Source organism: Nocardiopsis sp. NPDC058789, assembly GCF_042745575.1.
In the GTDB taxonomy this organism is placed as follows: Bacteria; Actinomycetota; Actinomycetes; order Streptosporangiales; family Streptosporangiaceae; genus Nocardiopsis; species Nocardiopsis eucommiae.
In genome coordinates this window covers 188,610-212,438 of sequence record NZ_JBHYOW010000008.1, presented here as the reverse complement: position 1 = coordinate 212,438, position 23,829 = coordinate 188,610, and the positions used below count along the sequence as shown (strand labels likewise).

Below are 23,829 nucleotides of genomic sequence, written 5' to 3'. Positions count from 1 at the left end.
GCGCATGAGCGATCCCCTGACGCACGCCCTGGCCCTGCACACCGCGAAGGAGGGACGCCCGCCCACCGTCCTCGTGGACATGGACGAGGTCCTGTGCCACTGGGAGAAACACTTCGTCGCCTCCCGCCGACGCCGCTTCCCGCACATCCCCATCGCCGACGCCGGGAACCGGGACAGCTTCGACCTGTTCACCGGCCTCTCCGAGGAGGAGCGCAGGGCCAACACCACCGTGCTCGACGAGCCCGGCTTCTTCGCCGCCCTGGAGCCGGTGCCCGGCGGTGTGGAAGCGGTCGGGGAGATGGTCCGCGCGGGCATCGACGTCGCGGTGTGCACCAGCCCCTGGCTCAGCAACCCGACCTGTGCCTCGGACAAGCTGCTCTGGGTCCAGGAACACCTGGGCCCAGAGCTGGCGAACAACACCGTCATCACGCGCGACAAGTCACGGGTCCTGGGCGACGTGCTGATCGACGACAAACCCGAGGTCACCGGCGCCGTCCAGCCGCAGTGGTCGCTGCTGCGGTTCACGCGCCACTACAACCGCCTCCTGGAGGGCCCGCGCATCGACGACTGGTCGCAGTGGCGGGAGGGGCTCGCACGGGTGCTCCTGGAACGGGGTGGTCCCCCTCGGCACCCCGCGAGCGGACAGCTCACCGGTCACGGGTGAGCGCCCCCGGGAGGGCCCGCCCCGTCCGCGGCCCGGACGTTCGCGGCCAGGCCGCATGAGTACCTCTCCCAAGACCAGATCGCCCACTACGGCCCCGAGGAGCCGTCGGCCACCGATCTGGAACAGTGCTTCCGCCCGAGGCGGGACCGGCACAAGTCACGGCTGTGCGTTCCCTGGAGCGGATCGCGCGGGCTTCGCACTCGGAGCACCCGTGCTACTCCTCGCACCCGCGCTTCCAGTGCGAGGGGTAGCACGCCTATCACCGCATCCCAGGACCTCGACCCGGGTGTGGGTGCTCGCACAACGGTTCATGTCGCTCTCCTTCGGGCGAGCTTCTGGAGTTGCCCCGCGTGGATGTCGCGCACCCATTCCCAGCCAGGCTTGGGCGAGTTGACCCGCGGGTCGTCGGGAACACCGCCGTCACGCAGGGCGCGCACGTACACGCGGTCCTGTTCGATCCGTGCGTGTACCTGATCAGCCCCGCAAACGGACCCGTGACCGGGGATGACGGCATCGACGCCGTCCGCCACGTCCTCGAGCCGTCGCAGCCCGACGAGGTAGTCCTCGACCGGCTCATTGGTGCCGTTGAAGTCGTCGAGCATCGGGACGAAGACGTCAGACAGCATGTCGCCGGCCACGAGCACCCCGCGATCCTTGATCAACAGCGCCGCATGGCCCGGGGCATGCGCCGGATGCTCAACAATTCGGATCTCAGGGCCATCCCAAGGGATCCGCACCGCCCCGGCAGGCAGACCAGTGATGAGGCCGTACAGGTCCAGCGGTGTCTCCTCGGCGATTTCCGGCGGTAGCCCCTCCTCGGCGCGAGCCCTCCAGTCCGTGTGTGACCGCACATCTCGCATGTCAGCCGCGCAGCGGGCTGTGCCGTAACGCGGAACGTCGCCAAGGTCGGCGTGCCAGAGCACGTGATCCCAATCAGGATGCGTCGAGAAGCCTGCCACGACGGGCTCGCCCATCTCGGACAGGTCGTTCGCGAGGCAGGTCAGTTCGCCGCCGGTAAGCCCGGGATCGATGAGCAGCACACCCGCCTGGCCTCGCACGACAACGGCGTTGTTCTGGAGCAACTCACTTCTGTGGATCAGCACACCCTCCGCGACCTGCGTCAGCATGGCGGCCTTCCCTCCTTCGTGGTTGATCGAGCCGTTCGTGGACAGCTCGGCGAGGTCAGTGGCCGTGTCGCCGCCAGCCCATCCGCCGGAGCTCGGCCTGCTTCGCAGATTATCGACAGCCACAGACAGGAATCCGGTGGCACGTCGGCCGGAAGGTGCGGCACCTTCAGGAGGCGCCAGCACCCACCGTCACATCCGGGTGGCGCCCGAGGCCCTCACCGGGCCTTGGCGCGCGTCCCGTACCGGGCCAGCGCCTCCAGCCTGATCCGGGGAACGTCGTCCACACGACAGTGGGGGCGCACCGGACAGATCCGGTACGCCCCCACACACGGCTCAGGGAGTCACTCCGCCAGTTCGCGCTCCAGTTCCCGGGCGCGCTCCTCCCGACGGGCGAACACGTTGTCGGCCATCTCGTTCATCTTCTTCAGCACCCGCTTGCGCTCACGCAGCGAGAGCCGGTCGACGTAGAGCTTGCCGTAGGTGTGGTCGGTCTCGTGCTGGAGGCACCGCGCGAAGTAGCCGCTCCCGCTCAGCACGACCTCGTTGCCGTCCCGGTCCAGCCCGCGCACCGTGGCGTGCTCGGCCCGGCCCAGGTCCGCGTGCGGCCCGGGCACCGACAGGCAGCCCTCGCTCTCCACCACCACGGGGTCGTCCAGGTCGCGCTCGTCCAAGACCGGGTTGATCACGTGTCCCACGTGGCGCACCCCGTCGTCGTCGGGGCAGTCGTAGACGAACAGGCGCAGGTCCACGCCGACCTGGTTGCCCGCCAGTCCCACGCCCTCGGCGGCGTACATCGTCACGAACATGTCGTCGACGAGCTGGGCCAGCTCGGCGCCGCCCAGCATGGCGGCGGGGACGTCGGCGTTGACCCGGTGCAGGACCTCCTCGCCGGTGACCGTGACCCTCAGGACACGGCCCCGGGCGGCCTCGGGAGCCAGTTCGGGGAAGTCCGAAACCTCCCGGCCCTGGACAACGGTTACGGGCACGGGCATGGACTGCTCCGACATGGTCCTTCTCTCAAGGCGGGCTCAAGGGGATACGGCGGTCACGACACCGCCAACCACGAAAAATAGCACGAACCGTCAGGTCACGCCGTGGTCGAGCTCCGTCAGCGGAACCACGCGTTGCCCTGGATGAAGCACCGCGCCAGGTAGTCACGCAACGACACGACCACCAGCCGCCTGCGGTCGCTCTCATGGTCCCACACCACGATCCCCGGACCGTAGTCCGTGTGCACGTAGGCGAACTGCGGACCCATGTCGGAGTCGCCGAAGAAGATCATCTCGTCGAAGGGCGCGTACAGCTCCAGGTAGTCGGGCTCCTGGCGCATCGCCAGGTTGTCCTCCACCAGTCGGCGGGCACTCCACACCACCGCGTCCCCGTACTCGTTGGTCACCCCGTCGGTCTCCCTCAGCAGGGAGGCCAGTTCGAACGGCAGGGGCAGCATCAGGTGCTTCTCGACCTCGGCCAGGGTCACCTCGTCGGCCGGATCGCTCAGATCGGCCTCGGGATACATCTCCAGGATCAGTTCACGCCACACACCCACGATCATCACAGGTCGTGGCATGACACGGGAAATCGTGGGCGGCGAGTTGCGCCGAAAATCCACCGAATCCCCACCCACATCCGCCACAAAACACCTCTCAGCCCCCAAACCGCCCACTCAGGGACCAGCGGGTCACCTCCTCACGGCGCCCGAACCGAACATCCAGCCGTGCGGCCTATGTCCCAAATGCCGACAAACGCCATGATTGTTACTCCGCGTGCGCACACCACCACCTAACGCACATAATGAAAGCCATGAAACACACCACACCACGGCTCCTCGCCACCCTCGCCCTCACCGCCGCCGCCCTCCACACCCCCACACCCGCACTCGCCGCCGAACACCCCGGCCAGGCCCCCACCTACCCCGGCCACACCACCAGCCAATACGTCCCCCTCACCAACGCCACCACCCACCACGCCCACCAGTCCGGCTGCACCGAAGCCAAGACCAACACCCCCGGCGTCCGCGTCCTCTTCTTCGGCACCCAGGAGAAGAACAACCAACTCCGCGAACCCGGCACCAGCGCGGCCACCACCACACCCCGCACACCCACCGACAAAGCCCTCGAATACGCCCACCACTGGGCCCGCGGCTACGCCGAGTGCAACACCACCAACACCCCCACCCACCTCGCCCTGGGCATCAACAACAAGGACGACGGCGGCATCAACGGCACCACCGCCGGACGCCAGTGGGCCACCCTCGTCGACACCGCCCGCAAGACCACCACACCCCACGTCACCCTCACCGCCGCCATCGACGCCGAACCCTCCTGGTCCACCCCCGCCTGGGCCCGCGACTGGATCAAGGCCTACACCGACGCCACCACAACCCCCCTCTACGCCGCCAACTCCGCCGACGGCTGCCCCTCCACCACCGACGGAGCATGCAGCAACGGATGGACCCTCAAGGACGTCCACCTCGCCGCCGGAGGCAACCAACCCACCGTCGCCGTCATCCCCCAGATCTACCGAACCGACGGCATCCAAGCCCGCCAATGGGCCAACATCAGCCACTGGGGCCACACCAACACCGGCGACCCCCTCCGCTTCGCCGCCGCCATGTCCCAGAACACCGCATGCGAACAACGCACCTGCAACAACACCGACAACACCCCCCAACAGGCCTGGACCCAACTCAAGGACTCCCTCGACACCCGCGCCCACACCCGCGTCGCCACCCTCGGCCCCGCCACCGACATGCGCTGGCCCTGACCACCCCACACACCACCACGGCCCGGGTTCACACGAACCCGGGCCGCACCCACACCAACAGGGGAGCCACCACCCCCGAAACCACCCACACCCACACCCCAGAATAGAAACGGAAGGCGACCACCACCCACCACCGGAGACACCACCATGGCCACCACCAGCCCCAGAACCGGGCCCCTCACCAACCTGGCCTACACCCTCCTCCTCGTCTCCCAGAACACCGCCGCCTTCCTCCTCACCCCCCTCGTCCTCGCCTCCTCCCTCCTCACCCTCATCTGGATCGGCCTCCCCTTCACCATCCTCACCGCCACCACCCTCCGCACCATCGCCAACGCACAACGCACCACCCTCACCCACATCAACCCCCACCAACCCGTCCCCGCCACCTACCGACCCATGCCCCCCACCGGAGTCCACGCCCGCGTCCGCGTCATCCTCACCGACACCGCCACCTGGCGCGACATCCTCTGGCTCGCCTCAGCCCCCCTCCTCACCCTCCTCGCCCTCCTCAGCTACACCCTCTACGCCCACGCCCTCTACCAAACCCTCTACGCCCTCATCCTCTGGCGCCACCTCCCCAACATCTACGGCTTCATCACCCCCCACACCCCCACCGAAGCCCTCCTCGTCCTCATCCCCGCCGCACTCACCCTCCTCCTCGCCCACTTCCTCCACCCCCTCACCACCACCGCCCACCACACACTCGCCCGCATCATCCTCGCCCCCTCCGAAAAAGCCCGACTCGCCGCACGCGTCGCCCACCTCGCCACCAGCCGCGCCGACACCATCGACACCCAGGCCGCCGAGATCCGCCGCATCGAACGCGACCTCCACGACGGAGCCCAAGCCCGCCTCGTCGCCCTCGGCATGAACCTCGCCATGGCCGAACAGATCGTCGACACCAACCCCCACACCGCCAAACACATGCTCGCCGAAGCCCGAGAAACCACCCGCCAAGCCCTCACCGAACTCCGCGACCTCGTCCGCGGCATCCACCCACCCGTCCTCGTCGAACGCGGACTCGACGGAGCCGTCCACGCCCTCGCCCTCACCCACCACCTCCCCATCACCGTCACCACCAACCTCCGAGGCCGCCCCGCCGACCCCGTCGAATCCGCCACCTACTTCGCCATCGCCGAACTCCTCACCAACACCGCCAAACACGCCCACGCCACCCACGCCTGGGTCCACATCAACCACGGCCGCCAACGACTCGTCACCACCATCACCGACAACGGACGAGGAGGCGCCCAACCCACCCCCGAGAGCGGCCTCACCGGCATCGCCCGCCGCCTCGACTCCTTCGATGGCACGATGAACATCACCAGCCCCCACGGCGGCCCCACCATCGTCACCCTGGAGATCCCATGCGCGTTGTCATCGCAGAAGACCTTGCCCTCCTCCGCGACGGCCTGATCCGACTCCTCGAAGCCCACACCTTCACCGTCGTCGCCGCCGTCGACAACGGCCCCGACCTCCACACCGCCCTCATCGACCACAAACCCGACGTCGCCGTCGTCGACGTCCGCCTACCCCCCACCTTCACCGACGAAGGCCTCCAAGCCGCCATCTCCGCCCGCACCCAGATCCCCGGCCTCCCCATCCTCGTCCTCTCCCAACACGTCGAACAGCTCTACGCCCGCGAACTCCTCTCCGACGACGCCGGCGGCGTCGGCTACCTCCTCAAGGACCGCGTCTTCGACATCAACCAGTTCATCGAAGCCGTCCGCCGCGTCGCCGACGGCGGCACCGCCATGGACCCCGCCGTCATCTCCCAACTCCTCGCCCGCCAGGACCAGAGCGGCCCCCTCGCCCAACTCACCCCCCGAGAACGCGAAGTCCTCGCCGAAATGGCCGAAGGCCGCTCCAACTCCGCCATCGCCGGACGCCTCTACATCACCGAAAAAGCCATCAGCAAACACATCAACAACATCTTCACCAAACTCGACCTCCCCCCCTCCTCCGACGACAGCCGACGCGTCCTCGCCGTCCTCGCCTACCTCAACGGCCAATGAAAAAAGGCCGCAGCCCCCACAGGGACCACGGCCACACACCCACCTCAACCACTACTCACGACGCACCCGATACAACCCGTCGATCTCCTCCGAGAACGCACGCAACACCGCCTCACGCCGCAACTCCCCCGAAGGACGCACCAACCCCGACTGCACCGTGAACTCCTCGGCCAACACATGGAACGACCGCACCGCCAAATGCCGCGGCACACTCCGATTGGCCTCATACACCAACCCCTGCACCTCCCGCAGCAGATCACGATCCCCCGCGATCTCCTCCGGCGCCATCGACAACGGCCGCCCGTTCACCAACCGCCAGTACTCCAACTGATCACGCACCAACGTCACCAGCGCACTCGCGAACGGCCGCCCCTCCACGATCACCAACACCTGACTGATCAGCGGATGCGACCGCAACCGAGCCTCGAACCCAGCCACCACCTCGGCGTCCCGCGACCCCTCACCCACAGCCGCGAACTCACCCGTCCCCGCACCCACCGACTCCACCCGAGCCACCGGCTCCGCACCCCCCGAAGCCACCTCCAACTCACGCGTCGGCGCCTCCACCACCGGAAGCGAAGCCGTGGCCACCACCCCCGGAGCCACCACCTCCTCCGGACCAGCCACCACCTCGATCACGTTCGCCCGAGGCACGAACCGCCCCGGAACCTCCGCCATCGACGCCTGCGGACGCGAACGCCCCCGCACCCGGACGAAACCCTCACCGTCCTCCTCAGCCAACACACCCGTGGCCAACCACCCCTCCCGGAACGCCGCCCGCGAACCCTCACCGTCCGCCCAGTACCCCAGGAACACCGCACCACCGCGCACGAACAACTCACCCTCGCGCGACACCCACACCTCACGCCCCGGCACCGCCTGACCCACCGTGCCCGTGACCCGCTCACCCGGCGCGTTCGCCACGAACACCCCAGCCGTCTCCGGAACACCGAACACCTGCATCACCGGCACACCCACACCGTTGAAGTAGCTGTCCAACCGCTCCGAGAGCCCACCACCCCAGCACACCGCCAGATGCACCCGGCCACCCAGCAGATCCCGGATCTTCGAGAACGACCAGTCGTACATCGACCGCGACAACCGCCGCCAGGCACCCTTCTTCGGAGACTGGTCGAACGACACCGCCGCGTCCATCGCCGCGTTGAACGTCCCCACCGAGTCCCAGTCGGTCGAGTGCGCCGACGCCCGCTCCGAACCGTGCACCCGCTCGAACAGATCCGGCCGGCACACCAGCACCGTCGGCCGGAACCGCTCCAGCTCACGCCGCAACCGCCCCGGAGGCACCAGCCCCACCCGGACCCGACCCACCACACACGCCACCAACGACGCCAACCCCGGCAGCTGCGACAACGGCAGATCCAGCACCGCGCTCGCCCGCCCCGGCGCCAGCTCCGACAACCGTGGCCACATCCGTTCAACCAGGTCCGCCGCCGCCGACAACAGCGCCCCGTGGGACAGCACCACACCCCGCGTCCGCAGCGAGACCGTGCTCATCGGGTACAACACCACGGCGGCGTCGTCGGCGACCACCTCGTCACGACGGAACCGCACCGCCGAGGCGTCCATGTACGTCCCCAGACCCGCCACCACCGGCAGGCCCTCCTCGTACCGCCACACCCGACCCAGGTCGGGCAGCTCACGCTGCAACCGCACCGCCGTCCGGTACTGGCGCTCACCCTGCACCACCATGGCCGCCGGACGCGTCTCACGCACCACGTGCGTCACACGCTCGGCGGACGCCGTCCTCGGCAGCGGCACCAACACCGCCCGGACCGACCACACGGCGAACGCGAAACGCGCCCAGTCCAGATGCGAGTCGACCACCAGCAGCACCCGGTCGCCCTCCGCGATACCGGCCGCCACCAGCCCCTTCGCCAGAGCCGTCACCTCGGTGGCGAACTCCCCGGCCGTCCGACGCTCCCAGTCCCGACCCTCCAGCACGGAGAACACGTGCGCGTGCGCGTCCGTGGTCGCCACCTCGTAGATCAGGTCACTCAACCCGGAGTGTTCTCGAGCCAACGAACCGGGGGTCTCGCCCATACCCACTCATCCTCTGTCACATCAGTAGGCGGGCCCAACGCATCCCCACCCGCCTCAGTCGGGGAATTGTGCCCTACTGTGCCCATTTCCCCACCGAACGGCAACCTCGACGTCCAGGTGCAAATCACCCGAGACCAGGGCTCATCGGACCTTCACTCGCGCGGCCCACACGTACGCCAACAACGACAGCACCGCCACGGTCGCCATCACCACGGCCATGCTCACCAACGAGGCCTTACCCGACGGAGTCATCCCCGCCATCGCCGCGATCGCACCGCCCAGGGCGAACTGCATCGAACCCATCAGCGCGGAGGCCGTCCCGGCCACCGCCACCGGCTGTCCGTCCAGAGCCGTCACCGTCGCGTTCGGCATGATGAAACCGACGCTGAACATCATCAGCGCCAACAGCCCCGACACCATCCACAGCTCGGCCGCACCGGTCAACGCCAGCACCAGCAGCACCAGCACCGCCCCCAGCGCCAGCAACAGCCCCATCAGCAACCGGCGAGCCGTGTCCACACGACCCACCAGCAGACCGTTGCCCTGGGTGCCCGCCATCGACGCCAACGCGTTCACCGCGAACAACCAGCCATAGGTCTGCGGAGAGATCCCGAACTCGTTCTGCGAAACGAACGAGAACGCCGACACGTAGGTGAACAGCATCCCGAAGCTCAGACCCAGCGTCAGCACCGGGCTCACGAACCTCGGGTTACGCACCAGGGAACCCACCGTCGCGGCCAACTGACGCGGCCCCTGGGACCGCCGGGCCTCCGGCGGCAGGCTCTCCGGCAGCCACAGCAGCACCAGCACGAAGCTCAGCGCGGACATCCCCGCCAGCACCCAGAAGCTCAACTGCCACGGGCCCACCAGCAACAGCTGCGCACCCACCAGCGGAGCGAGCAGCGGGGCCAGCATCATCACCAACGCCAGACGCGAGAAGAACCGGACGGCGGCGTCACCCTGGAACATGTCCCGGACGATGGCCCGAGCCACCACGGCACCGGCCGCCCCCGCCACTCCCTGGAGGAAGCGCAGCGCGATGAACACCGTCACGTTCGGCACGAAGACACACAGCACCGACGTCACCGTGAACAGCGCGACACCCACCAGCAGCGGAGCCCGTCGCCCCCAGGCGTCGCTCATCGGCCCGATGACCAACTGACCCACGGCCATGCCGATCATGATCGCCGTGAGGGTCAGCCCGATCTGCCCCTCCGTCGCCCCCAGTTCCCGGGTGATCTGCGGAAAGGCCGGAAGGTACATGTCGGTCGCCAGCGGACCGGTGGCGGTGAGCACACCGAGGACCAGCACCAGAAGCGCGATCGACTTGCGCGACCGCGGCGGGGCGAGGGCGGTCCCCCGATCGGGGGCGGTGGAGGGGGACGATGGGGACTGCACAGGCACTCCAGTTCGCAGTCAGGCCGATCCGCGGACGGCAGAAGGCACCGCGACGGACCGGGAGTGGTGGGGAGCGTGTCCACAGGGATGGACCACTCCATACCAACACCGAAGGGGAGGATTTCTCTCCCCACCCAACCACCCCGGGGCCTGTGATGTCCCTTACGTCGGCGTTACGGTCATCTGCGACCACCACCGACCACGGGTCACCGCACCAACCGGTCCAGCAACCTCTCCACCTCGGCCTCCGGGTCCTCCGTCAGACCTCCGTGGATCGGCCCCGGCTGCACGATGGTGCTCCTGGGCGCGGTCAGCCACCGGAACCGCTGCCCCGGCCGCTCACGACCGGCCAGCCCGGCCTCGGCACCGCCCCTGCACATCACCTCCACCGCGGCGAGGGCCCGTCGCACACCGGCGACGTCCACCCCCGCGTCCACGGCCAGCAGCCGGGCCTCGTCCAGGTCCGACCGCGACGCCAGGAACGCCCGCTCCTGCGAGTACAGGATCACTCCCGCGTTCACGCACTCGCCGCGGTCCAGACGCGGGATCACCCGCAACAGCGCGTACTCGAACACCGCGCGTTCCCGCTCCACACCCACCTGTCCGGTGGTCACCGTGGTGTACCGCTCGCTCACGAGGACACCTCCGGCAGCCAGGAACGGTCCGCCACACGGGCCACCAGATGCCTCACGTACGCCTCTCGCACTTCCTCCGCCGAGGCGAACCCCGGCTCGTCCACCAGCCATTCGTCGGGCACCAGGCCCACCACGCCGCGCAGCAGGTCCTCGTCCAGGAGCGGGGCCAGGGCGGCGTCTGCCGCGGCGAGGTCGGGGGCGGCCCCCGACAGCACGTGGTCGGAGGCGTCGTAGGGCCGGCCGACGAACCGGTCGGCGTTGGCCCAGCTGTGGTGGAAGATCAGCGTCGCCCCGTGGTCGATCAGGTACGGCCGACCGTGCCACACCAGCATGTTCGGGTTGCGCCAGGAACGGTCCACGTTCCCGGTGAGGGCGTCGAACCACAGCACCCGTCCGGCGAACCCCGGATCGACCTCGAAGGTCAGCGGGTCGAAGCCCAGGGAACCGGGGAGGAAGTCCATCCCCAGGTTCAGTCCGCCGCTCGCCTTGAGGAGCTCCTGGACCTCCGGGTCGGGTTCGCCGCGGGCGATGACCGCGTCGAACTCCACCTCGGCCAGTTCCGGGACCGGCAGTCCCAGGGCCCGGCCGAGTTCACCGGTGATGACCTCGGCCACCAGTGACTTGCGTCCCTGGCCGGCACCGAGGAACTTGACCACGTACATTCCCAGGTCGTCGGCCTCGACCAACCCCGGGAGCGAACCTCCTTCGCGCAGCGGCAGCACGTACCGCGTCGCGATCACCTTTTTCAGCACGCTGGCCAGCATAGGCACCGAACCCGGCGACCGCGTTCGCCGCGGGCCAGCCGCCGGTCGGTCGAAGCGCTCAACCGGACACAGGCGCGACCTCCGCGCGGACCCACCGAACACCCGACCGTGTCTTCCGAAGGTCCTCTAAACAGGGCTGAACACGTTCTAGATACCGGCCCCGGGCCCCGGACAGGTCCCACCTCCCAGGAACGAGGAGTTGGGAGGCGGGCGGCGTAGCCGCGCGAATGTTGTTTTTCGCAGGCGGTTCGACAGAACAGCCGCGCCACCTTTACGACGTAGATTTATAGTGCGAACACGGATGATCGACGACCTCTCCACGAGATCCTCGTTGGCCGAGCCCCGGAAACACCGAGCGGGTGGTGGGGCGTCCACCCCACCACCCGCTCCCCTCCGCGACCGGGGCGGGCCCGCGACCGCGCTCCCCCGGGGACACGTCAGAGGTTGTCCTCGGGGTCCTCCCCCCAGTCACCCTCGCCCTCGTCCCCCGGCGCGGGGAGGGTCGGCACCGGACTGGCCGGGTCCCCCTCCTCCTCCGGGCTCGGCTCCGCTCCCGGCTCCTCCGCCGGTTCCGACTGCTCCGCCTCGGGCTGGCTCGGGGCCGGCATCTCCGGTGGCGGGAACTGCATCATCCACAGGTACAGAGCGAACACCAGCAGCAGGAGCAACAGCAGCAGCGCGCCCAGGCCACCGATCAGCCACCAGTTGGACTCCCCCCGCGCCACCGGGCTGTCCCGGCGCCCCGCCCAGGGAGCCCAGCGCACCGCGGACCCGCCCCGCTCCCCCGCCCAGTGCGGCATCACCACCGGGCCGCGCAGGACCAGGGGGCCGCCGCGCCCCGCCTCCTCCAGGAACCGGCCCGCCCCGGCGCCGCCCTCGACGTAGGGGACCGCCACCCACAGGGCCGACCTCCCGCTCGTGCGGGCCGCCGCCACGCCCTCGCCGTCGCGCACCGCGCGGGCGAACCGTTCCCGGGTGGGTTCGTCGATCCCCGCCGCGTCGTTGAGCATCGCCACGCTCATCCGCTCACCGGAGGCGTCGCGCCCCAGGTAGACCACGCCCAGACGTGACTCCTGGAGCCGCCCCAGCAGCCGGTACCCGCCCAGCTGGCGCGGGTCGACGTCGTTCAGGCCCCTCGTGGGCGCCGTCATGTCACTTCCCCTCTCCGGCACGTCGCGGTACGTCACACTTCGCCCCGCTGTCCGCCCCGGTCCCAGTGTCGCGTTGTCTACCGGCTCGAGAGCACCTAAACAGGTAGTGTCGCCACAGGTGATCCACAACCTACTCCTTACCGGCGTCCACGCACGGGGACGCCGAGTCCGGGAAGGACGGGACATGGCAGAAACCTCACCCGGGAACGGCCCGGCCTCCGCGTCGGGGCCGGAGAGCACTCCGGGCGAGCCGACCCGCTTGCTGCGCGCGGCACTGCACGAGGTGTCCACGGTGATCGTGGGCCAGGAGCGGATGGTGGAGCGCTCCCTCATCGCGCTGGTCGCCCAGGGACACTGCCTCATCGAGGGGGTCCCCGGTATCGCCAAGACACTGGCCGTCTCCACGCTGGCCAAGGTCACCGGCGGCTCGTTCTCCCGCGTCCAGTTCACCCCGGACCTGGTGCCCTCGGACATCGTCGGCACGCGGATCTACCACCCCTCGACCGAGCGGTTCGACGTCGAGCTGGGGCCGGTCTTCGCCAACTTCGTCCTCGCCGACGAGATCAACCGCGCTCCGGCCAAGGTGCAGTCGGCGCTGCTGGAGGTCATGGCCGAACGGCAGGTATCCATCGGCGGCACCACCCATCCGCTGCCCGCCCCGTTCATCGTCATCGCCACGCAGAACCCGGTGGAGTCGGAGGGGGTCTACCCGCTGCCCGAGGCGCAGCGCGACCGCTTCCTGATGAAGGTCAACGTCCACCACCCCAAGGCGCACGAGGAGATGGAGATCCTGCGCCGGATGAGCTCGGCGCCGCCCACCGCCCACCAGGTGCTGGACCCGGTCACCCTGGGCGAGCTCCAGGCCGACGCCGAACGCGTCCACGTGCACCAGTTGATCGCCGACTACGTCGTGCGCCTGGTTATGGCCACCCGCGAGCCGGAGAACCACGGGATGCCCGACCTGCGCCAGGCGTTGGAGGTGGGTGCGAGCCCGCGCGCCACTCTGGGGCTGGTCGCCGCCGCCCGGGCGCTGGCGCTGCTCAGGGGGCGTGACTACGTGCTGCCGGACGACGTGCGGGTGCTGGCGCACGACGTCATCGCGCACCGTCTCGTCCTGACCTTCGACGCCCTGGCCGACGGGGTCACCCCCGACCAGGTGGTCGACCGCATCCTGTCCACCGTTCCCGCGCCGCGCGTGATCTGGGACGAGCCGCCCTCGGGTGAGACCGCCTCCTTCGCCACGCAGAGGTAGGAAGGAACCAGAGGTGATCGTGTGAACACTCCCGCCATCGGTTCCGACCCCCGGCTCAGGGCGGCGCTGCGCCGTCTGGACCTGCGCATCGTGCACCGGCTGGACGGCCTCCTGCACGGGGAGCACCTCGGCCTGCGGTTGGGGCCGGGGTCCGAGGCGGCCGAGGCCCGGCTCTACCAGCCGGGTGAGGACGACGTGCGGCACATGGACTGGGCGGTGACCGCGCGGACGGACACCCCGCACGTGCGTGACGTGGTCGCGGACCGCGAGCTGGAGAGCTGGACGCTGCTGGACCTGTCCCCGAGCATGGACTTCGGCACGGGGCTGCGTTCCAAGCGCGACGTGGCGGTGGGCGCCCTGGTGGCGACCAACCTGCTCACGCAGCGGGTGGGCGACCGGTTCGGGGCGCACTTCCTGCACCAGGGGCGGGTGCGGCGCTGGCCCGCGAGGTCGGGCAAGGAGGCGTTGCTGTCGCTGTTGGCGACGGTGGCCGCCGCTCCGCAGGGGGACGTGCGCACGCCGGACGAGAGCCGGGCCACCCTGGCCGACGCCGTGACCGATCTGGTGCGGACCCGGCGCAGGCGGGGTCTGCGCGTGGTGATCTCCGACTTCCTGGACACCCCGGCCTTCGGCGGGGAGGTGCCCTGGGAGCGGTCGCTGCGCCAGCTCGGCTCACGGCACCAGGTGCTGGTGGTCGAGGTGGTGGACCCCCGGGAGCTGGACGTGCCCGAGGTGGGTGACGTGGCCCTGCGTGATCCGACCACCGGACAGGTACGTGACGTGCGCCTGACCCGCGCCGTCCGTGAGCGCTACCGTCGGGCGGCCATGGCGCAGAGGGAGGCCGTGCGCGGGGCGCTGCGCCGGTGCGGGGTGCACCACCTCGTGTTGCGCACGGACCGGGACTGGGTACTGGACACCGCGCGGTTCGTGATCCACCAGCGCCGGACCGCCCACCACATGGCCCGGCACACGCCGGGGGTGCCCCGGTGATCGGCTCCGGCGGAGGCCGGTCCGGGAGCGGTGACGTGGGCGCGGGAGGTTCCCGTGTCCGTACGGGCTGGGGGGACGTGGGGCGGTCATGACCTTTCTGGAGCCGCAGCGGCTGTGGTGGCTGCTGGTCGTCGTGCTGCTCGTGGGCGCGTACGTGTTCACCCAGCGTCAGCGCCGTGAGTACACGGTGCGCTTCACCAACCTGGAACTGCTGAACCAGGTGGCGCCGCACCGGCCGGACGTGCGCAGGCACGTGCCCGCCGCACTGTTCACGCTGGCGCTGGGGGTGCTGATCGCCGCGATGGCGGTGCCCGCGATGCCGGTGGAGGCTCCTCGGGAGCGGGCGACGATCATGGTGGCGGTGGACGTGTCACTGTCGATGGCCGCCAACGACATCGAGCCGGACCGGTTGCACGCGGCCAAGGAGTCGGCCCGGGGGTTCGTGGAGACGCTGCCGGACCGCTTCAACGTGGGGTTGGTGTCGTTCTCCTCGACGGCGACGGTGGTGACGGCTCCCACGCAGGACCACGAGTCGGTGACGACGTCGATCGACAGCCTGCGGCTGGGCCCGGGCACGGCCATCGGTGAGGGGGTGTTCGCCTCTCTGGAGGCGATCCGGACCTTCGACGAGGACGCCGAGGAGGATCCGCCGCCGGCCGCGATCGTCCTGCTCTCCGACGGTGAGAACACGAGTGGGCGGGACATCCTCCAGGCGTCGGGTGAGGCGGCCGAGGGTGAGGTTCCGGTGTCGACGATCGCCTTCGGCAGCGGGGCGGCGATGATCGAGATCGACGGGTACCAGGTGCCCGCCGACATCGACAAGGAGGCGCTCCAGGGGCTGGCCGAGGACACCGGGGGGCACTTCTACGAGGCCGAGAGCGAGACGGAGCTGGACGAGGTGTACGAGGACATCGGCTCGTCGCTCGGTACGGAGATGGTCCATGAGGAGATCGTCACTCGGTTCGTGATGGTGGCGATCGTCCTGGCGTTGGCGACGGCATTCACCTCGCTGCTGTGGTTCCAACGCCTTCCCTGATCAGTGGCCCCTCAATCTCGACCGCCAGTGTTGTTGGTCACATCCCTTTAGGTGGGGTTTATACCTTTTCCTGTTCAGCTACGGGTTAGCGTTGGCATGTTTTGTCCTGACCACCCACTTCGAGGAACGATGCCGAACACACCCGCTCTCCCGGCCGCGATCTGTTTCGACCTGGATGACACACTCATCGACGACGTCGCCGCCTCGTCCGCGGGTCTGCGCACGGTCATGGAACGACTCGGCCACCCGGACTTCGGTTCGGCCCGCGCGCTGTGGGACATCCAGACCGAGATCTCCTTCGGCGCCTACCTGCGCGGCGACCTCAGCCTCGACGAGCAGCGCCGCGAGCGCGTCCGCGCCCTGGCGCTCCAGGCTGGCCACTCCGACCTCGCGGACCAGCACTGCGACGAGCTGTACCGCATGTACCTGGACGGCCACCGCAGCGGCTGGCAGGTCTTCCCCGACACCTACGCTGTGCTGAACGCCCTGGGCTCCGCCGGATACCGTCTGGCCGTGGTGACCAACGGCGTCGAGGCACTCCAGCACGCCAAGCTCCAGGCCCTGGAACTCACCCCCTACTTCCACGCCGTGGTCTGCGCCGACACCGTGGGCGCGGGCAAGCCCGATCCCCGGATCTTCCACACGGCCGCCCAGCGCCTGGGCGTGGATCCCGGTGCCTGCTGGCACGTCGGCGACCAGATCCAGGCCGACGCCGTGGGCGCCGTCGCCTCGGGTATGCGCCCGGTCGTCGTGGACCGCCAGGCCCGCCAGCCCGTGGAGGGCGTCACCACGCTCCACGACCTGGACGGCCTCCTGCACATGGTGGGCCTGCCCAGCGGCATGGCCGCGACGGGGCTGCTGTGACCTCGATCGACGACTGGATGGCCCGCCGGGTCACCGTCCACCTCATCACCTCCGGACCCACCGGGCCGATCCTGGTCGGAGCGCGTGTGCTCTTCGGCCAGGACCCCGAGGACGTGGCGCGCGGCCTGGGCGGCCTGCCCGAGCAGGCGCCGCTGGTGGCGCTGGACGTGCTCACCGAGACCGCGAGCCTGCCGCGCGGACGCGCGCTGCACGTGGACCGGATCGTGTTCGCCGAGCCCGACCTCGTCTCGGCCTGGCCCTCGGTCGTGCCCACAGAGGGGCTGACTCCCCCGGCACCCGCGCTGGCCCCCGAGGAGGACCCCGCCCCGGAGGGGGCGCTCCCCCGGATGCGCCGCTTCGCCTCCTACGGGATCGTCACCGACCCGGCCGGACGCGTTCTGCTGAGCCTGATCGCCGACGGCTTCCCCGCAGCCGGGACCTGGCACCTGCCGGGCGGCGGCGTGGACACCGGTGAGGACGTGCGCGCCGCGCTGCGGCGCGAGGTGCTGGAGGAGACCGGCCAGGCCGGAGTGGTGGGTGAGCTGATCACCGTGGCCAGCCACCGCCGATCCCGGAGCGCCGGCACCGACATCTACGCGGTCTGGGTGTTCTCCCACGTGCACGTGGCCGCGCCGACCGTTCCCCGGGTGGTCGAGGTCGAGGGGTCCACCGCCGACTGCGCCTGGTTCACCCCCGCTGAGCTGACCGAGCTGCCGCTGTCCACCACCGCGCGGCGCGGCATGGAGTACCTGGTCCGGCACCGCCGACGCGGCTGACCGGGACCGAGCGAGCCGGGCCGGAGACGGCCCGGCGCCCGGTGGGAACCGCCCGGCCCTTCCTCAGACCAGGACGTGGTGGCGCACCCACCACAGTCCCGCGCCGAGACCCAGGACCAGGACCCCGACGCCGACCACCGGCAGGGGCAGGCTGGTCGCCAGGACCACGCACCCCACCAGGCCGCCCACCGGGGCGATGAGCGGCGGGCGGTTCTCGTCCGGGCCCAGGCGCAGCGCCGAGGCGTTGGTGATGGCGTAGTAGACCAGCACGCCGAAGGCGGAGAAGGCGATCGCGCCCCGCAGGTCGGCCACCAGGATCAGGACGATCACCACGGCGGCGACGACGGCCTCCGCCCTGTGGGGCACCCCGTGGCGATCGCTCACGGCGGCCAGCGGGCGCGGCAGGTGACCGTCCGACGCCATCGCGGCGGTGGTGTGCGAGATCCCCATCAGCAGGGGCAGCAGGGCGCTCAGGCTGGCCACGGCCGCACCGGCCACGACGAACGGCACGAGCATCGGGAACCCGGCGACCTGGACCGCGTCGGCCATGGGCGCCTGGCTGGTGGTGAGCTTCTCCCGGCCCAGCACGATGAGCAGGCCGGTGCCGATCACCAGGTACACGACCAGGACCGTGCCCAGGGAGAGCGAGATCGCGCGGGGGATGGTGGTGCGGGGGTCACGGACCTGGCCGCCCAGGGTGGCGATGCGCGCGTACCCGGCGAAGGCGAAGAAGATCATCCCGGCCGCACCCAGGACGCCGAAGGACCCGGGCCAGGGCCCGAGCCCGTCCACCTCCGCGACGGCGGCCAGACGCCCGCTCATGAGCATCGCGACGAACACCGCCGCCAGGACGCCCAGCACGAGCAGGAGCAGGACCTTGATGACCAGGGTGGAGCGGCGCACGCCCCGCAGGTTCACCGCCGCCAGGACGACCACGGCGGCCACCGCGACCGGCTTCTGCCACGCGGGCAGCGTGTACGCGGCGAAGGTCATGGCCATGGCCGCGCAGGAGGCGACCTTGCCGACCACGAACGACCAGCCCGCCAGGTAGCCCCACAGGTCGCCCAGGCGTTCCCGGCCGTAGACGTAGGTGCCGCCGTTCTCGGGGTGCCGGGCGGCCAGGCGTGCGGAGGAGACCGCGTTGCAGTAGGCGACCAGCCCCGCGATGAGGATGGCGACGGGCAGCCAGGCACCGGCGCCCAGCGCGGCGGGGGCGAAGACCGTGAACACTCCGGCGCCGAGCATCGCGGCGGCGCCGATGGCGGCCGCGTCGACGGTTCCCAGCGTCCGGGCGGGTCTGGCCTGCGGTCCGGAAGAGGTGGCCAACGGGGTCTCCTTGAGTGGGTGTCTCCGGTCGTCGACCGGCGGACGCGCCCTGTCGGTGGAGGCCACGGCCCGGGGGCCGGGTCCTTCGGAAGCGGGACGAAGGTCGTGTCCGACTTCCGAGTGTGCCCGATACCGGTGACCGACGAGCGCGAACCCCCGTCGCGGGGGTGGCCGGTTCCGGTCCGGGGCGCGCCCTCGTCAGGGGAGGCGCGGGCGCGGGTCGGGGCCCTCGACCGTGGTCGGGGACCCCTGGGGTGTCCGGGTTTCCTCGTGGTCGCGGGCGGCCCCGGTCAGACGGGACGCCAGGGAGTTCCCGTGTTGTCGTTGATGTCGGCGGCCGCGACCTGCCGCAGCTGACGTGAGAGGTCTGACAGTGCGCGGGAGACGGCGAGCTCCTCCCCGATCTCCGGCACGTCCAGGTCGGTCGGGTGCTTGCGGGCCATCCCGTGGCCGCGCAGGGCCGTGCCGTCGTCAGCGACCAGGCCGACCTCCGCCCAGGTGCGCGCGGCCGCGCCCTCGTTCTCCTCGGCGACGACCACGTCGACGTTCCAGCGCTTCATCGTCTGCATGGCATCCGCTCCCTCTCTCCCGTCCGCGCCGGGCGGGTGTTCGATGTGGGCGTCGGGTCCCGGGTGGACCAGGGCCTCGTGCCCCGGGTCGTCGCCGCTCCAGTGCACCTGGTAGGGCGGTGTCCCCTCCGAACCCCGGACCCGTGTGACCACCCCCGTGCGACGGTGGGTGTCGGCGTTCGGGCTCTCGATGACCAGTCGGTCTCCTACCTCTGCTCGCATGGGTTCCCCCACAAACCTCGCTTGTCTCCATCATCGGTGCTGTTTCGGCTCTCTGCCGAGGCTTGGTCCTTTTGTTCCCGGTGGTATGTGAGGTTTTTGCCGTCCCGTCACGTGCTCCGTGCCTGGTAGCGTCACGGCGTGGCCCAGCACTACTTCGACTCCGATCCCGGCACCGCCAGTCGGCCCTCCACCGCCGACCTGGTCCTGCCCGATCTCCACCTGCGCCTGCGCACCGACCGTGGCGTGTTCTCACCCGACCGGGTCGATCTCGGTACCCGGGTGCTGTTGGAGAGCGTGCCGCCGCCGCCCGCCGAGGGCCGTCTGCTCGACCTGGGCTGCGGGTACGGGCCCATCTCGCTGACGATGGCCTCGCGCGCCCCGGGGGCGCGGGTGCTCGGGGTGGACGTCAACTCCCGGGCCGTGGGTCTGGCCCGGCGCAACGCCGACGACCACGGGCTCGGCAACTCCTGGTTCGGTGTGGTCGCCCCCGAGGGCGGTCTGGCCGTGGAGCAGGGTGAGGGCCGTTCCCCCGCCGCCGAGGACCTGCTCGGCCCCTTCGACGCGATCTGGTCGAACCCGCCGATCCGCGTGGGCAAGGACGTGCTGCACGCGATGCTGCGCACCTGGCTGAACCGGCTCACCCCCGAGGGCGTCGCCCACCTGGTGGTCCAGCGCCACCTGGGTTCGGACTCCCTCCAGAAGTGGCTGGACGCCCAGGGGCTGCCCGCCGAGCGCGTGGCCTCCCGGGCCGGTTTCCGTGTCCTGGCCGTGCGCCGCGCCGCCTAGCACACCACGCCCCGGGCCGCGACCCCGCGCCGACGGCACGGACCGCCCCCGGAACACGCCCGAACTGCACTTCCCTTTCCGAACTTACCGACATGTGTCAGGGGTCACGCGTGCGCGCGCGACCCCTGACCGGTAACCTGTACCGACCACGCCGGACCGCCCGGCCCACACCGCGAGGAACACACCGCAGTTGAGCACGCAGTTGCGTCCCACGGACGTCAAACGCCTGAACCGCCAGTGGCGCAGGCGGACCGAGGGGCGTCTCGCCCTTCTCGTCGAATCGGTCACCCAGCCCTACAACCTGGGTTCGATCCTGCGCACCTGCGCGACCTTCGGCGTGGACCAGCTCTGGCTCACCGGTAACAGCGCGGACCCCGACGACCCCAAGGTCGGCAAGACCGCCCTGGGTACCGGCGCGAAGGTCCCGCACACCCGTCTGTCCGGCACGGCCGAGGCGCTGGCCGCCGCCCGCGCCGACGGTTACAAGGTCGTCGCCGTGGAGCTGGCCAAGGGCGCCGTGCCGCTGCACGCCGCGCCGTTGGAGCCCGACGTCTGCCTGGCCGTGGGCGCCGAGGACCACGGCTGCTCCCCCGCCCTGCTGACGGGCGCGGACGCCGTCACCTACATCCCGCAGATCGGCCGGGTCGGATCGCTGAACGTGGCCGTGGCCACGTCGATCGCCCTGGCGGAGGCACGACGCCGCGAGTGGGCCACCTTCGACGACGAGGCGAACGCGCCCGTCGGAAGCTGAGCCCGGGAATCTTTCTTCCCCGCTGGACGTCCCTCCTGTGAACCACAGACCACTCCAATCACACCCGACGCGCACAGGCGCAGAGAGAGGAACAGTGGACCCGTCCCGAAGTACCAGCAGCATCCCCAAGGGATGCTGTGACCCAGACTCCGACGAGCCCCCTTCTTCGAAGGGCGCGCACCTTCGTAGGACCCCTGCCCACGGGCGGACCCAGGCGGTGTGTGCCCGATGATCAGCACCGTCCTCAGCATCGCCTTCGGTGCCCTGGTGGTCTTCCTGATCACCGTGGCGACGGGTTACTTCGTCGCCCAGGAGTTCGGTTACATGGCCGTGGACCGCTCGCGACTCAAGTCGCGGGCCGGGGCCGGTGACGCCGGCGCGAAACGCGCCCTGGCCATCACCAACCGGACATCCTTCATGCTCTCCGGTGCCCAGCTGGGCATCACCGTCACCACCCTTCTGGTCGGCTACGTCGCCGAACCGATGATCGGACAGGGTGTCGGGGAGCTCCTCAGCGGCGCGGGCGTGCCGGTAGGCACCGGCCTCGCGATCGGCCTCTTCCTGGCCCTGCTGTTCTCCACGGTCGTCCAGATGGTGTTCGGCGAGCTCTTCGCCAAGAACCTGGCCATCGCCCGGCCCGAACCGGTGGCCCGCTGGCTGGCCCTGTCCACGGGGATCTACCTGAAGGTCTTCGGACCGGTGATCTGGCTGTTCGACCAGGCGGCGATCTGGTTGCTCAAGCTGGTGAAGATCACCCCGGTGGAGGACGTCCAGCACGCGGCGACCCCGCGTGACCTGGAACGCATCATCGCCGAGTCGCGTGAGACCGGCGACCTTCCCGCCGAGGTGTCCACCCTGTTGGACCGCACCCTCGACTTCCACGACCGCACCGCCGGGCACGCGATGATCCCGCGTCCCGAGGTGACCACCGTGGAGGAGGGCGACCCGGTCAGCCGGGTCGTGGAGCTGATGGCGTCCGACCACTCCCGTTTCCCGGTCCTGGGTGAGGGCGTGGACGACATCGTGGGCGTGATCTGTCTGCGCGACGTGCTCGCGCTGGGCGACCGCGACCTGTCCGGTGTCCGGGTCAGCGAGGTGGCGCGGGCGACCGTCATGGTCCCCGCCTCGCTTCCGCTGCCGGGTGTGCTGGACCAGCTGCGCGAGGCGGGCGAGGAGTTCGCCTGCGTGGTGGACGAGTACGGCGGTCTGGCCGGGGTCATCACCACCGAGGACCTGGCCGAGGAGCTGGTCGGTGAGATCGCCGACGAGCACACCCCCGAGGAGGAGGCCCCGGCCCACCTCGACGGGGAGAACGGCTACATCGTTCCGGGCGCGCTGCACATCGACGAGGTCGAGCGGCTGATCGGGCACGACCTGCCCGAGGGTGACTACGAGACCATAGGCGGTCTGGTCATCCACGAACTCCACCGGTTGCCGCAGGTCGGTGACCGCGTGGAGCTGTCACTGCCCCGACCCGCCAGCGCCCATGACGGCGACCCCGACATGGGGCTGACGCTGACCGTGAACGCGGTCCAGCGGCACGTTCCCAACACGGTGGAGCTGAGACTGCGTGAGGTCGTCGAGGACGGCGCTCGGGAGGTGCGGGCATGAGTGACATGAACGTGTGGTGGGCCATGGCGCTGACCGTGGTGTTCATCGCGCTGAGCGGCTTCTTCGTGGCGATCGAGTTCGCCCTGGTGGCGGCGCGCCGCTACCGGCTGGAGGAGGCCGCGCACACCAGTGCCTCGGCACGCGCGGCGCTCAAGAGCGCCCGCGACCTGTCGTTGCTGCTGGCCGGTTCGCAGTTGGGGATCACCCTGGCCACCCTGGCCCTGGGCGCGATCTCCAAGCCCGCGTTCCACCACATGCTGGAGCCGTTGTTCGACGGTCTGCCGGACTCGGTGGGGTACGTGCTCTCGTTCACGTTCTCGCTGATCATCGTGACGTTCCTGCACCTGGTGATCGGTGAGATGGCTCCGAAGTCCTGGGCGATCTCCCACCCGGAGAAGTCGGCGACGATGCTGGCGATCCCGATGCGGGCGTTCATGTGGGTGACCCGCCCGCTGATCGTGATGCTCAACGGCATGGCCAACTGGGTGCTGCACCGTTTCGGTGTGCAGGCGGTGGACGAGCTGGTGAGCGGGCACAACCCGGAGGACGTGCGCGAGCTGGTGGAGCACTCCGCCAAGGCGGGTGCCCTGGACTCCGAGCGCCGGGACCAGCTGGCCACGGCCCTGGAGGTCAACTCCCAGCCGTTGGACGAGCACTTCACCCCGCGCGAGGAGATCGCCTGGGTGACGCCGGACGCCGGGGTGGAGGAGGTCAAGCGGGTCTCCCGCGAGTCCACGCACCTGAGGCTGGTGGTGATGGAGTCGGGTGAACCGGTCGGTGTGCTGCACGTGCGTGAGGCGCTGACCAGCCCGGCCGGGACCACCGCGGCCGACCTCATGCGCCCGGTGCTGACGTTGTCGGTGGGTACGCCGATGTACGCGGCGATGGGCATCATGCGGGACAGCCGCAGCCACCTCGCTCTCGTCGAGAACGAGGGTGAGCTGGTGGGTCTGGTGACCCTCCAGGACATCCTGGACCGGTTGCTGCTGCTGGACACGGCGGCCTAGCGACCGGAGCGACGGAGAACACGGCGGGGGCCGGTCACTCACGTGACCGGCCCCCGCTTCG

The 23,829-nt window shown here is 70.1% G+C and carries 23 protein-coding genes; 13 read left to right on the top strand and 10 right to left on the bottom strand.

Going from position 1 to position 23,829, the window contains the following annotated elements:
* The first annotated feature begins 4 nt into the window (after positions 1 to 4).
* Positions 5 to 664, top strand: coding sequence for a hypothetical protein (locus ACFW3L_RS14220; protein ID WP_378740210.1), 660 nt, complete (start codon positions 5 to 7; stop codon positions 662 to 664).
* A 308-nt stretch (positions 665 to 972) separates the two neighbouring features.
* On the opposite strand, the gene ACFW3L_RS14215 is transcribed toward ACFW3L_RS14220, so the two are convergent.
* The 3 genes from ACFW3L_RS14215 to ACFW3L_RS14205 form a co-directional block, all read right to left on the bottom strand.
* Positions 973 to 1,791 carry an MBL fold metallo-hydrolase gene (locus ACFW3L_RS14215; protein ID WP_378740208.1) on the bottom strand — a complete coding sequence of 273 codons (819 nt, stop codon included), beginning with the start codon at positions 1,789 to 1,791 and terminating at the stop codon, positions 973 to 975.
* 341 nt (positions 1,792 to 2,132) lie between these two features.
* Complete coding sequence (def, locus tag ACFW3L_RS14210; protein ID WP_378740206.1) at positions 2,133 to 2,798, bottom strand: peptide deformylase; 666 nt, start codon at positions 2,796 to 2,798, stop codon at positions 2,133 to 2,135.
* Positions 2,799 to 2,899: 101 nt separating this feature from the next.
* On the bottom strand, positions 2,900 to 3,343 hold the full coding sequence (locus tag ACFW3L_RS14205; RefSeq protein WP_049579761.1) for an SMI1/KNR4 family protein: 444 nt from the start codon (positions 3,341 to 3,343) through the stop codon (positions 2,900 to 2,902).
* A 248-nt stretch (positions 3,344 to 3,591) separates the two neighbouring features.
* Between ACFW3L_RS14205 and ACFW3L_RS14200 the strand changes: the two genes are divergently transcribed.
* The 3 genes from ACFW3L_RS14200 to ACFW3L_RS14190 all read left to right on the top strand — a co-directional run bounded on the left by ACFW3L_RS14200 (position 3,592) and on the right by ACFW3L_RS14190 (position 6,569).
* Entirely contained in the window at positions 3,592 to 4,554 is a 963-nt protein-coding gene (locus ACFW3L_RS14200) for a hypothetical protein (RefSeq protein WP_352387852.1), read from the top strand.
* Between the two features lie 147 nt (positions 4,555 to 4,701).
* Positions 4,702 to 5,970, top strand: a complete 1,269-nt coding sequence (locus ACFW3L_RS14195) for a sensor domain-containing protein (RefSeq protein ID WP_378740202.1) — start codon at positions 4,702 to 4,704, stop codon at positions 5,968 to 5,970.
* Positions 5,922 to 6,569, top strand: coding sequence for a LuxR C-terminal-related transcriptional regulator (locus ACFW3L_RS14190; RefSeq protein WP_378740199.1), 648 nt, complete (start codon positions 5,922 to 5,924; stop codon positions 6,567 to 6,569). The genes ACFW3L_RS14195 and ACFW3L_RS14190 overlap by 49 nt, the downstream gene beginning before the upstream one ends.
* 51 nt (positions 6,570 to 6,620) lie before the next feature.
* Here ACFW3L_RS14190 and ACFW3L_RS14185 read toward each other — a convergent pair whose 3' ends face one another.
* From ACFW3L_RS14185 to ACFW3L_RS14165, 5 genes are all read right to left on the bottom strand, one after another.
* On the bottom strand, positions 6,621 to 8,630 hold the full coding sequence (locus ACFW3L_RS14185) for an AMP-binding protein (RefSeq protein ID WP_378740196.1): 2,010 nt from the start codon (positions 8,628 to 8,630) through the stop codon (positions 6,621 to 6,623).
* Between the two features lie 141 nt (positions 8,631 to 8,771).
* Positions 8,772 to 10,028 (bottom strand): multidrug effflux MFS transporter, encoded by a 1,257-nt coding sequence (locus ACFW3L_RS14180; protein WP_378740193.1) that lies wholly within the window; start codon positions 10,026 to 10,028, stop codon positions 8,772 to 8,774.
* 206 nt (positions 10,029 to 10,234) lie between these two features.
* A complete protein-coding gene (locus tag ACFW3L_RS14175; RefSeq protein ID WP_352387824.1) occupies positions 10,235 to 10,663 on the bottom strand; it encodes a DUF3037 domain-containing protein in 429 nt (142 codons plus the stop codon).
* On the bottom strand, positions 10,660 to 11,427 hold the full coding sequence (locus tag ACFW3L_RS14170; protein WP_378740189.1) for a HipA family kinase: 768 nt from the start codon (positions 11,425 to 11,427) through the stop codon (positions 10,660 to 10,662). The genes ACFW3L_RS14175 and ACFW3L_RS14170 overlap by 4 nt, the downstream gene beginning before the upstream one ends.
* A 437-nt stretch (positions 11,428 to 11,864) precedes the next feature.
* Positions 11,865 to 12,578 (bottom strand): hypothetical protein, encoded by a 714-nt coding sequence (locus tag ACFW3L_RS14165; RefSeq protein WP_378740186.1) that lies wholly within the window; start codon positions 12,576 to 12,578, stop codon positions 11,865 to 11,867.
* A gap of 184 nt (positions 12,579 to 12,762) precedes the next feature.
* On the opposite strand from ACFW3L_RS14165, the gene ACFW3L_RS14160 reads away from it, so the two are divergent.
* From ACFW3L_RS14160 to ACFW3L_RS14140, 5 genes are all read left to right on the top strand, one after another.
* Complete coding sequence (locus tag ACFW3L_RS14160) at positions 12,763 to 13,830, top strand: AAA family ATPase (RefSeq protein WP_378740183.1); 1,068 nt, start codon at positions 12,763 to 12,765, stop codon at positions 13,828 to 13,830.
* Between the two features lie 21 nt (positions 13,831 to 13,851).
* A complete protein-coding gene (locus ACFW3L_RS14155; protein WP_378740181.1) occupies positions 13,852 to 14,820 on the top strand; it encodes a DUF58 domain-containing protein in 969 nt (322 codons plus the stop codon).
* 88 nt (positions 14,821 to 14,908) lie between these two features.
* Positions 14,909 to 15,856, top strand: a complete 948-nt coding sequence (locus ACFW3L_RS14150; protein WP_378740179.1) for a VWA domain-containing protein — start codon at positions 14,909 to 14,911, stop codon at positions 15,854 to 15,856.
* Between the two features lie 129 nt (positions 15,857 to 15,985).
* Positions 15,986 to 16,720, top strand: coding sequence for an HAD family hydrolase (locus tag ACFW3L_RS14145; RefSeq protein ID WP_378740176.1), 735 nt, complete (start codon positions 15,986 to 15,988; stop codon positions 16,718 to 16,720).
* Positions 16,717 to 17,496, top strand: coding sequence for an NUDIX hydrolase (locus tag ACFW3L_RS14140; RefSeq protein WP_378740173.1), 780 nt, complete (start codon positions 16,717 to 16,719; stop codon positions 17,494 to 17,496). Before ACFW3L_RS14145 ends, ACFW3L_RS14140 begins: the two co-directional genes overlap by 4 nt.
* A gap of 63 nt (positions 17,497 to 17,559) precedes the next feature.
* Here ACFW3L_RS14140 and ACFW3L_RS14135 read toward each other — a convergent pair whose 3' ends face one another.
* Positions 17,560 to 18,822 carry an APC family permease gene (locus ACFW3L_RS14135; RefSeq protein WP_378740170.1) on the bottom strand — a complete coding sequence of 421 codons (1,263 nt, stop codon included), beginning with the start codon at positions 18,820 to 18,822 and terminating at the stop codon, positions 17,560 to 17,562.
* Between the two features lie 290 nt (positions 18,823 to 19,112).
* The gene (locus ACFW3L_RS14130) at positions 19,113 to 19,613 is read right to left on the bottom strand and encodes a dsRBD fold-containing protein (RefSeq protein ID WP_378740168.1); all 501 of its coding nucleotides are present in this window, start codon (positions 19,611 to 19,613) and stop codon (positions 19,113 to 19,115) included.
* A gap of 138 nt (positions 19,614 to 19,751) precedes the next feature.
* Between ACFW3L_RS14130 and ACFW3L_RS14125 the strand changes: the two genes are divergently transcribed.
* The 4 genes from ACFW3L_RS14125 (at position 19,752) to ACFW3L_RS14110 (ending at position 23,768) form a co-directional block, all read left to right on the top strand.
* Positions 19,752 to 20,399, top strand: a complete 648-nt coding sequence (locus tag ACFW3L_RS14125) for a class I SAM-dependent methyltransferase (RefSeq protein ID WP_378740166.1) — start codon at positions 19,752 to 19,754, stop codon at positions 20,397 to 20,399.
* Positions 20,400 to 20,589: 190 nt separating this feature from the next.
* Entirely contained in the window at positions 20,590 to 21,150 is a 561-nt protein-coding gene (locus tag ACFW3L_RS14120; protein ID WP_378740163.1) for a TrmH family RNA methyltransferase, read from the top strand.
* A gap of 228 nt (positions 21,151 to 21,378) precedes the next feature.
* The gene (locus ACFW3L_RS14115; protein WP_378740160.1) at positions 21,379 to 22,761 is read left to right on the top strand and encodes a hemolysin family protein; all 1,383 of its coding nucleotides are present in this window, start codon (positions 21,379 to 21,381) and stop codon (positions 22,759 to 22,761) included.
* Positions 22,758 to 23,768 carry a hemolysin family protein gene (locus ACFW3L_RS14110; protein WP_378740157.1) on the top strand — a complete coding sequence of 337 codons (1,011 nt, stop codon included), beginning with the start codon at positions 22,758 to 22,760 and terminating at the stop codon, positions 23,766 to 23,768. Before ACFW3L_RS14115 ends, ACFW3L_RS14110 begins: the two co-directional genes overlap by 4 nt.
* The last annotated feature ends 61 nt before the right edge of the window (positions 23,769 to 23,829 follow it).

Coding starts and splice junctions, on each gene's coding strand:
- ACFW3L_RS14185 (WP_378740196.1), bottom strand. CDS start 8,630: ATGGGCGAGACCCCCGGTTCGTTGGCTCGAGAACACTCCGGGTTGAGT.
- ACFW3L_RS14130 (WP_378740168.1), bottom strand. CDS start 19,613: ATGCGAGCAGAGGTAGGAGACCGACTGGTCATCGAGAGCCCGAACGCC.
- ACFW3L_RS14170 (WP_378740189.1), bottom strand. CDS start 11,427: ATGCTGGCCAGCGTGCTGAAAAAGGTGATCGCGACGCGGTACGTGCTG.
- ACFW3L_RS14195 (WP_378740202.1), top strand. CDS start 4,702: ATGGCCACCACCAGCCCCAGAACCGGGCCCCTCACCAACCTGGCCTAC.
- ACFW3L_RS14165 (WP_378740186.1), bottom strand. CDS start 12,578: ATGACGGCGCCCACGAGGGGCCTGAACGACGTCGACCCGCGCCAGCTG.
- ACFW3L_RS14205 (WP_049579761.1), bottom strand. CDS start 3,343: ATGATCGTGGGTGTGTGGCGTGAACTGATCCTGGAGATGTATCCCGAG.
- ACFW3L_RS14115 (WP_378740160.1), top strand. CDS start 21,379: ATGATCAGCACCGTCCTCAGCATCGCCTTCGGTGCCCTGGTGGTCTTC.
- ACFW3L_RS14110 (WP_378740157.1), top strand. CDS start 22,758: ATGAGTGACATGAACGTGTGGTGGGCCATGGCGCTGACCGTGGTGTTC.
- ACFW3L_RS14190 (WP_378740199.1), top strand. CDS start 5,922: ATGCGCGTTGTCATCGCAGAAGACCTTGCCCTCCTCCGCGACGGCCTG.
- ACFW3L_RS14215 (WP_378740208.1), bottom strand. CDS start 1,791: ATGCTGACGCAGGTCGCGGAGGGTGTGCTGATCCACAGAAGTGAGTTG.
- def (WP_378740206.1), bottom strand. CDS start 2,798: ATGTCGGAGCAGTCCATGCCCGTGCCCGTAACCGTTGTCCAGGGCCGG.
- ACFW3L_RS14160 (WP_378740183.1), top strand. CDS start 12,763: ATGGCAGAAACCTCACCCGGGAACGGCCCGGCCTCCGCGTCGGGGCCG.
- ACFW3L_RS14200 (WP_352387852.1), top strand. CDS start 3,592: ATGAAACACACCACACCACGGCTCCTCGCCACCCTCGCCCTCACCGCC.
- ACFW3L_RS14150 (WP_378740179.1), top strand. CDS start 14,909: ATGACCTTTCTGGAGCCGCAGCGGCTGTGGTGGCTGCTGGTCGTCGTG.
- ACFW3L_RS14220 (WP_378740210.1), top strand. CDS start 5: ATGAGCGATCCCCTGACGCACGCCCTGGCCCTGCACACCGCGAAGGAG.
- ACFW3L_RS14145 (WP_378740176.1), top strand. CDS start 15,986: ATGCCGAACACACCCGCTCTCCCGGCCGCGATCTGTTTCGACCTGGAT.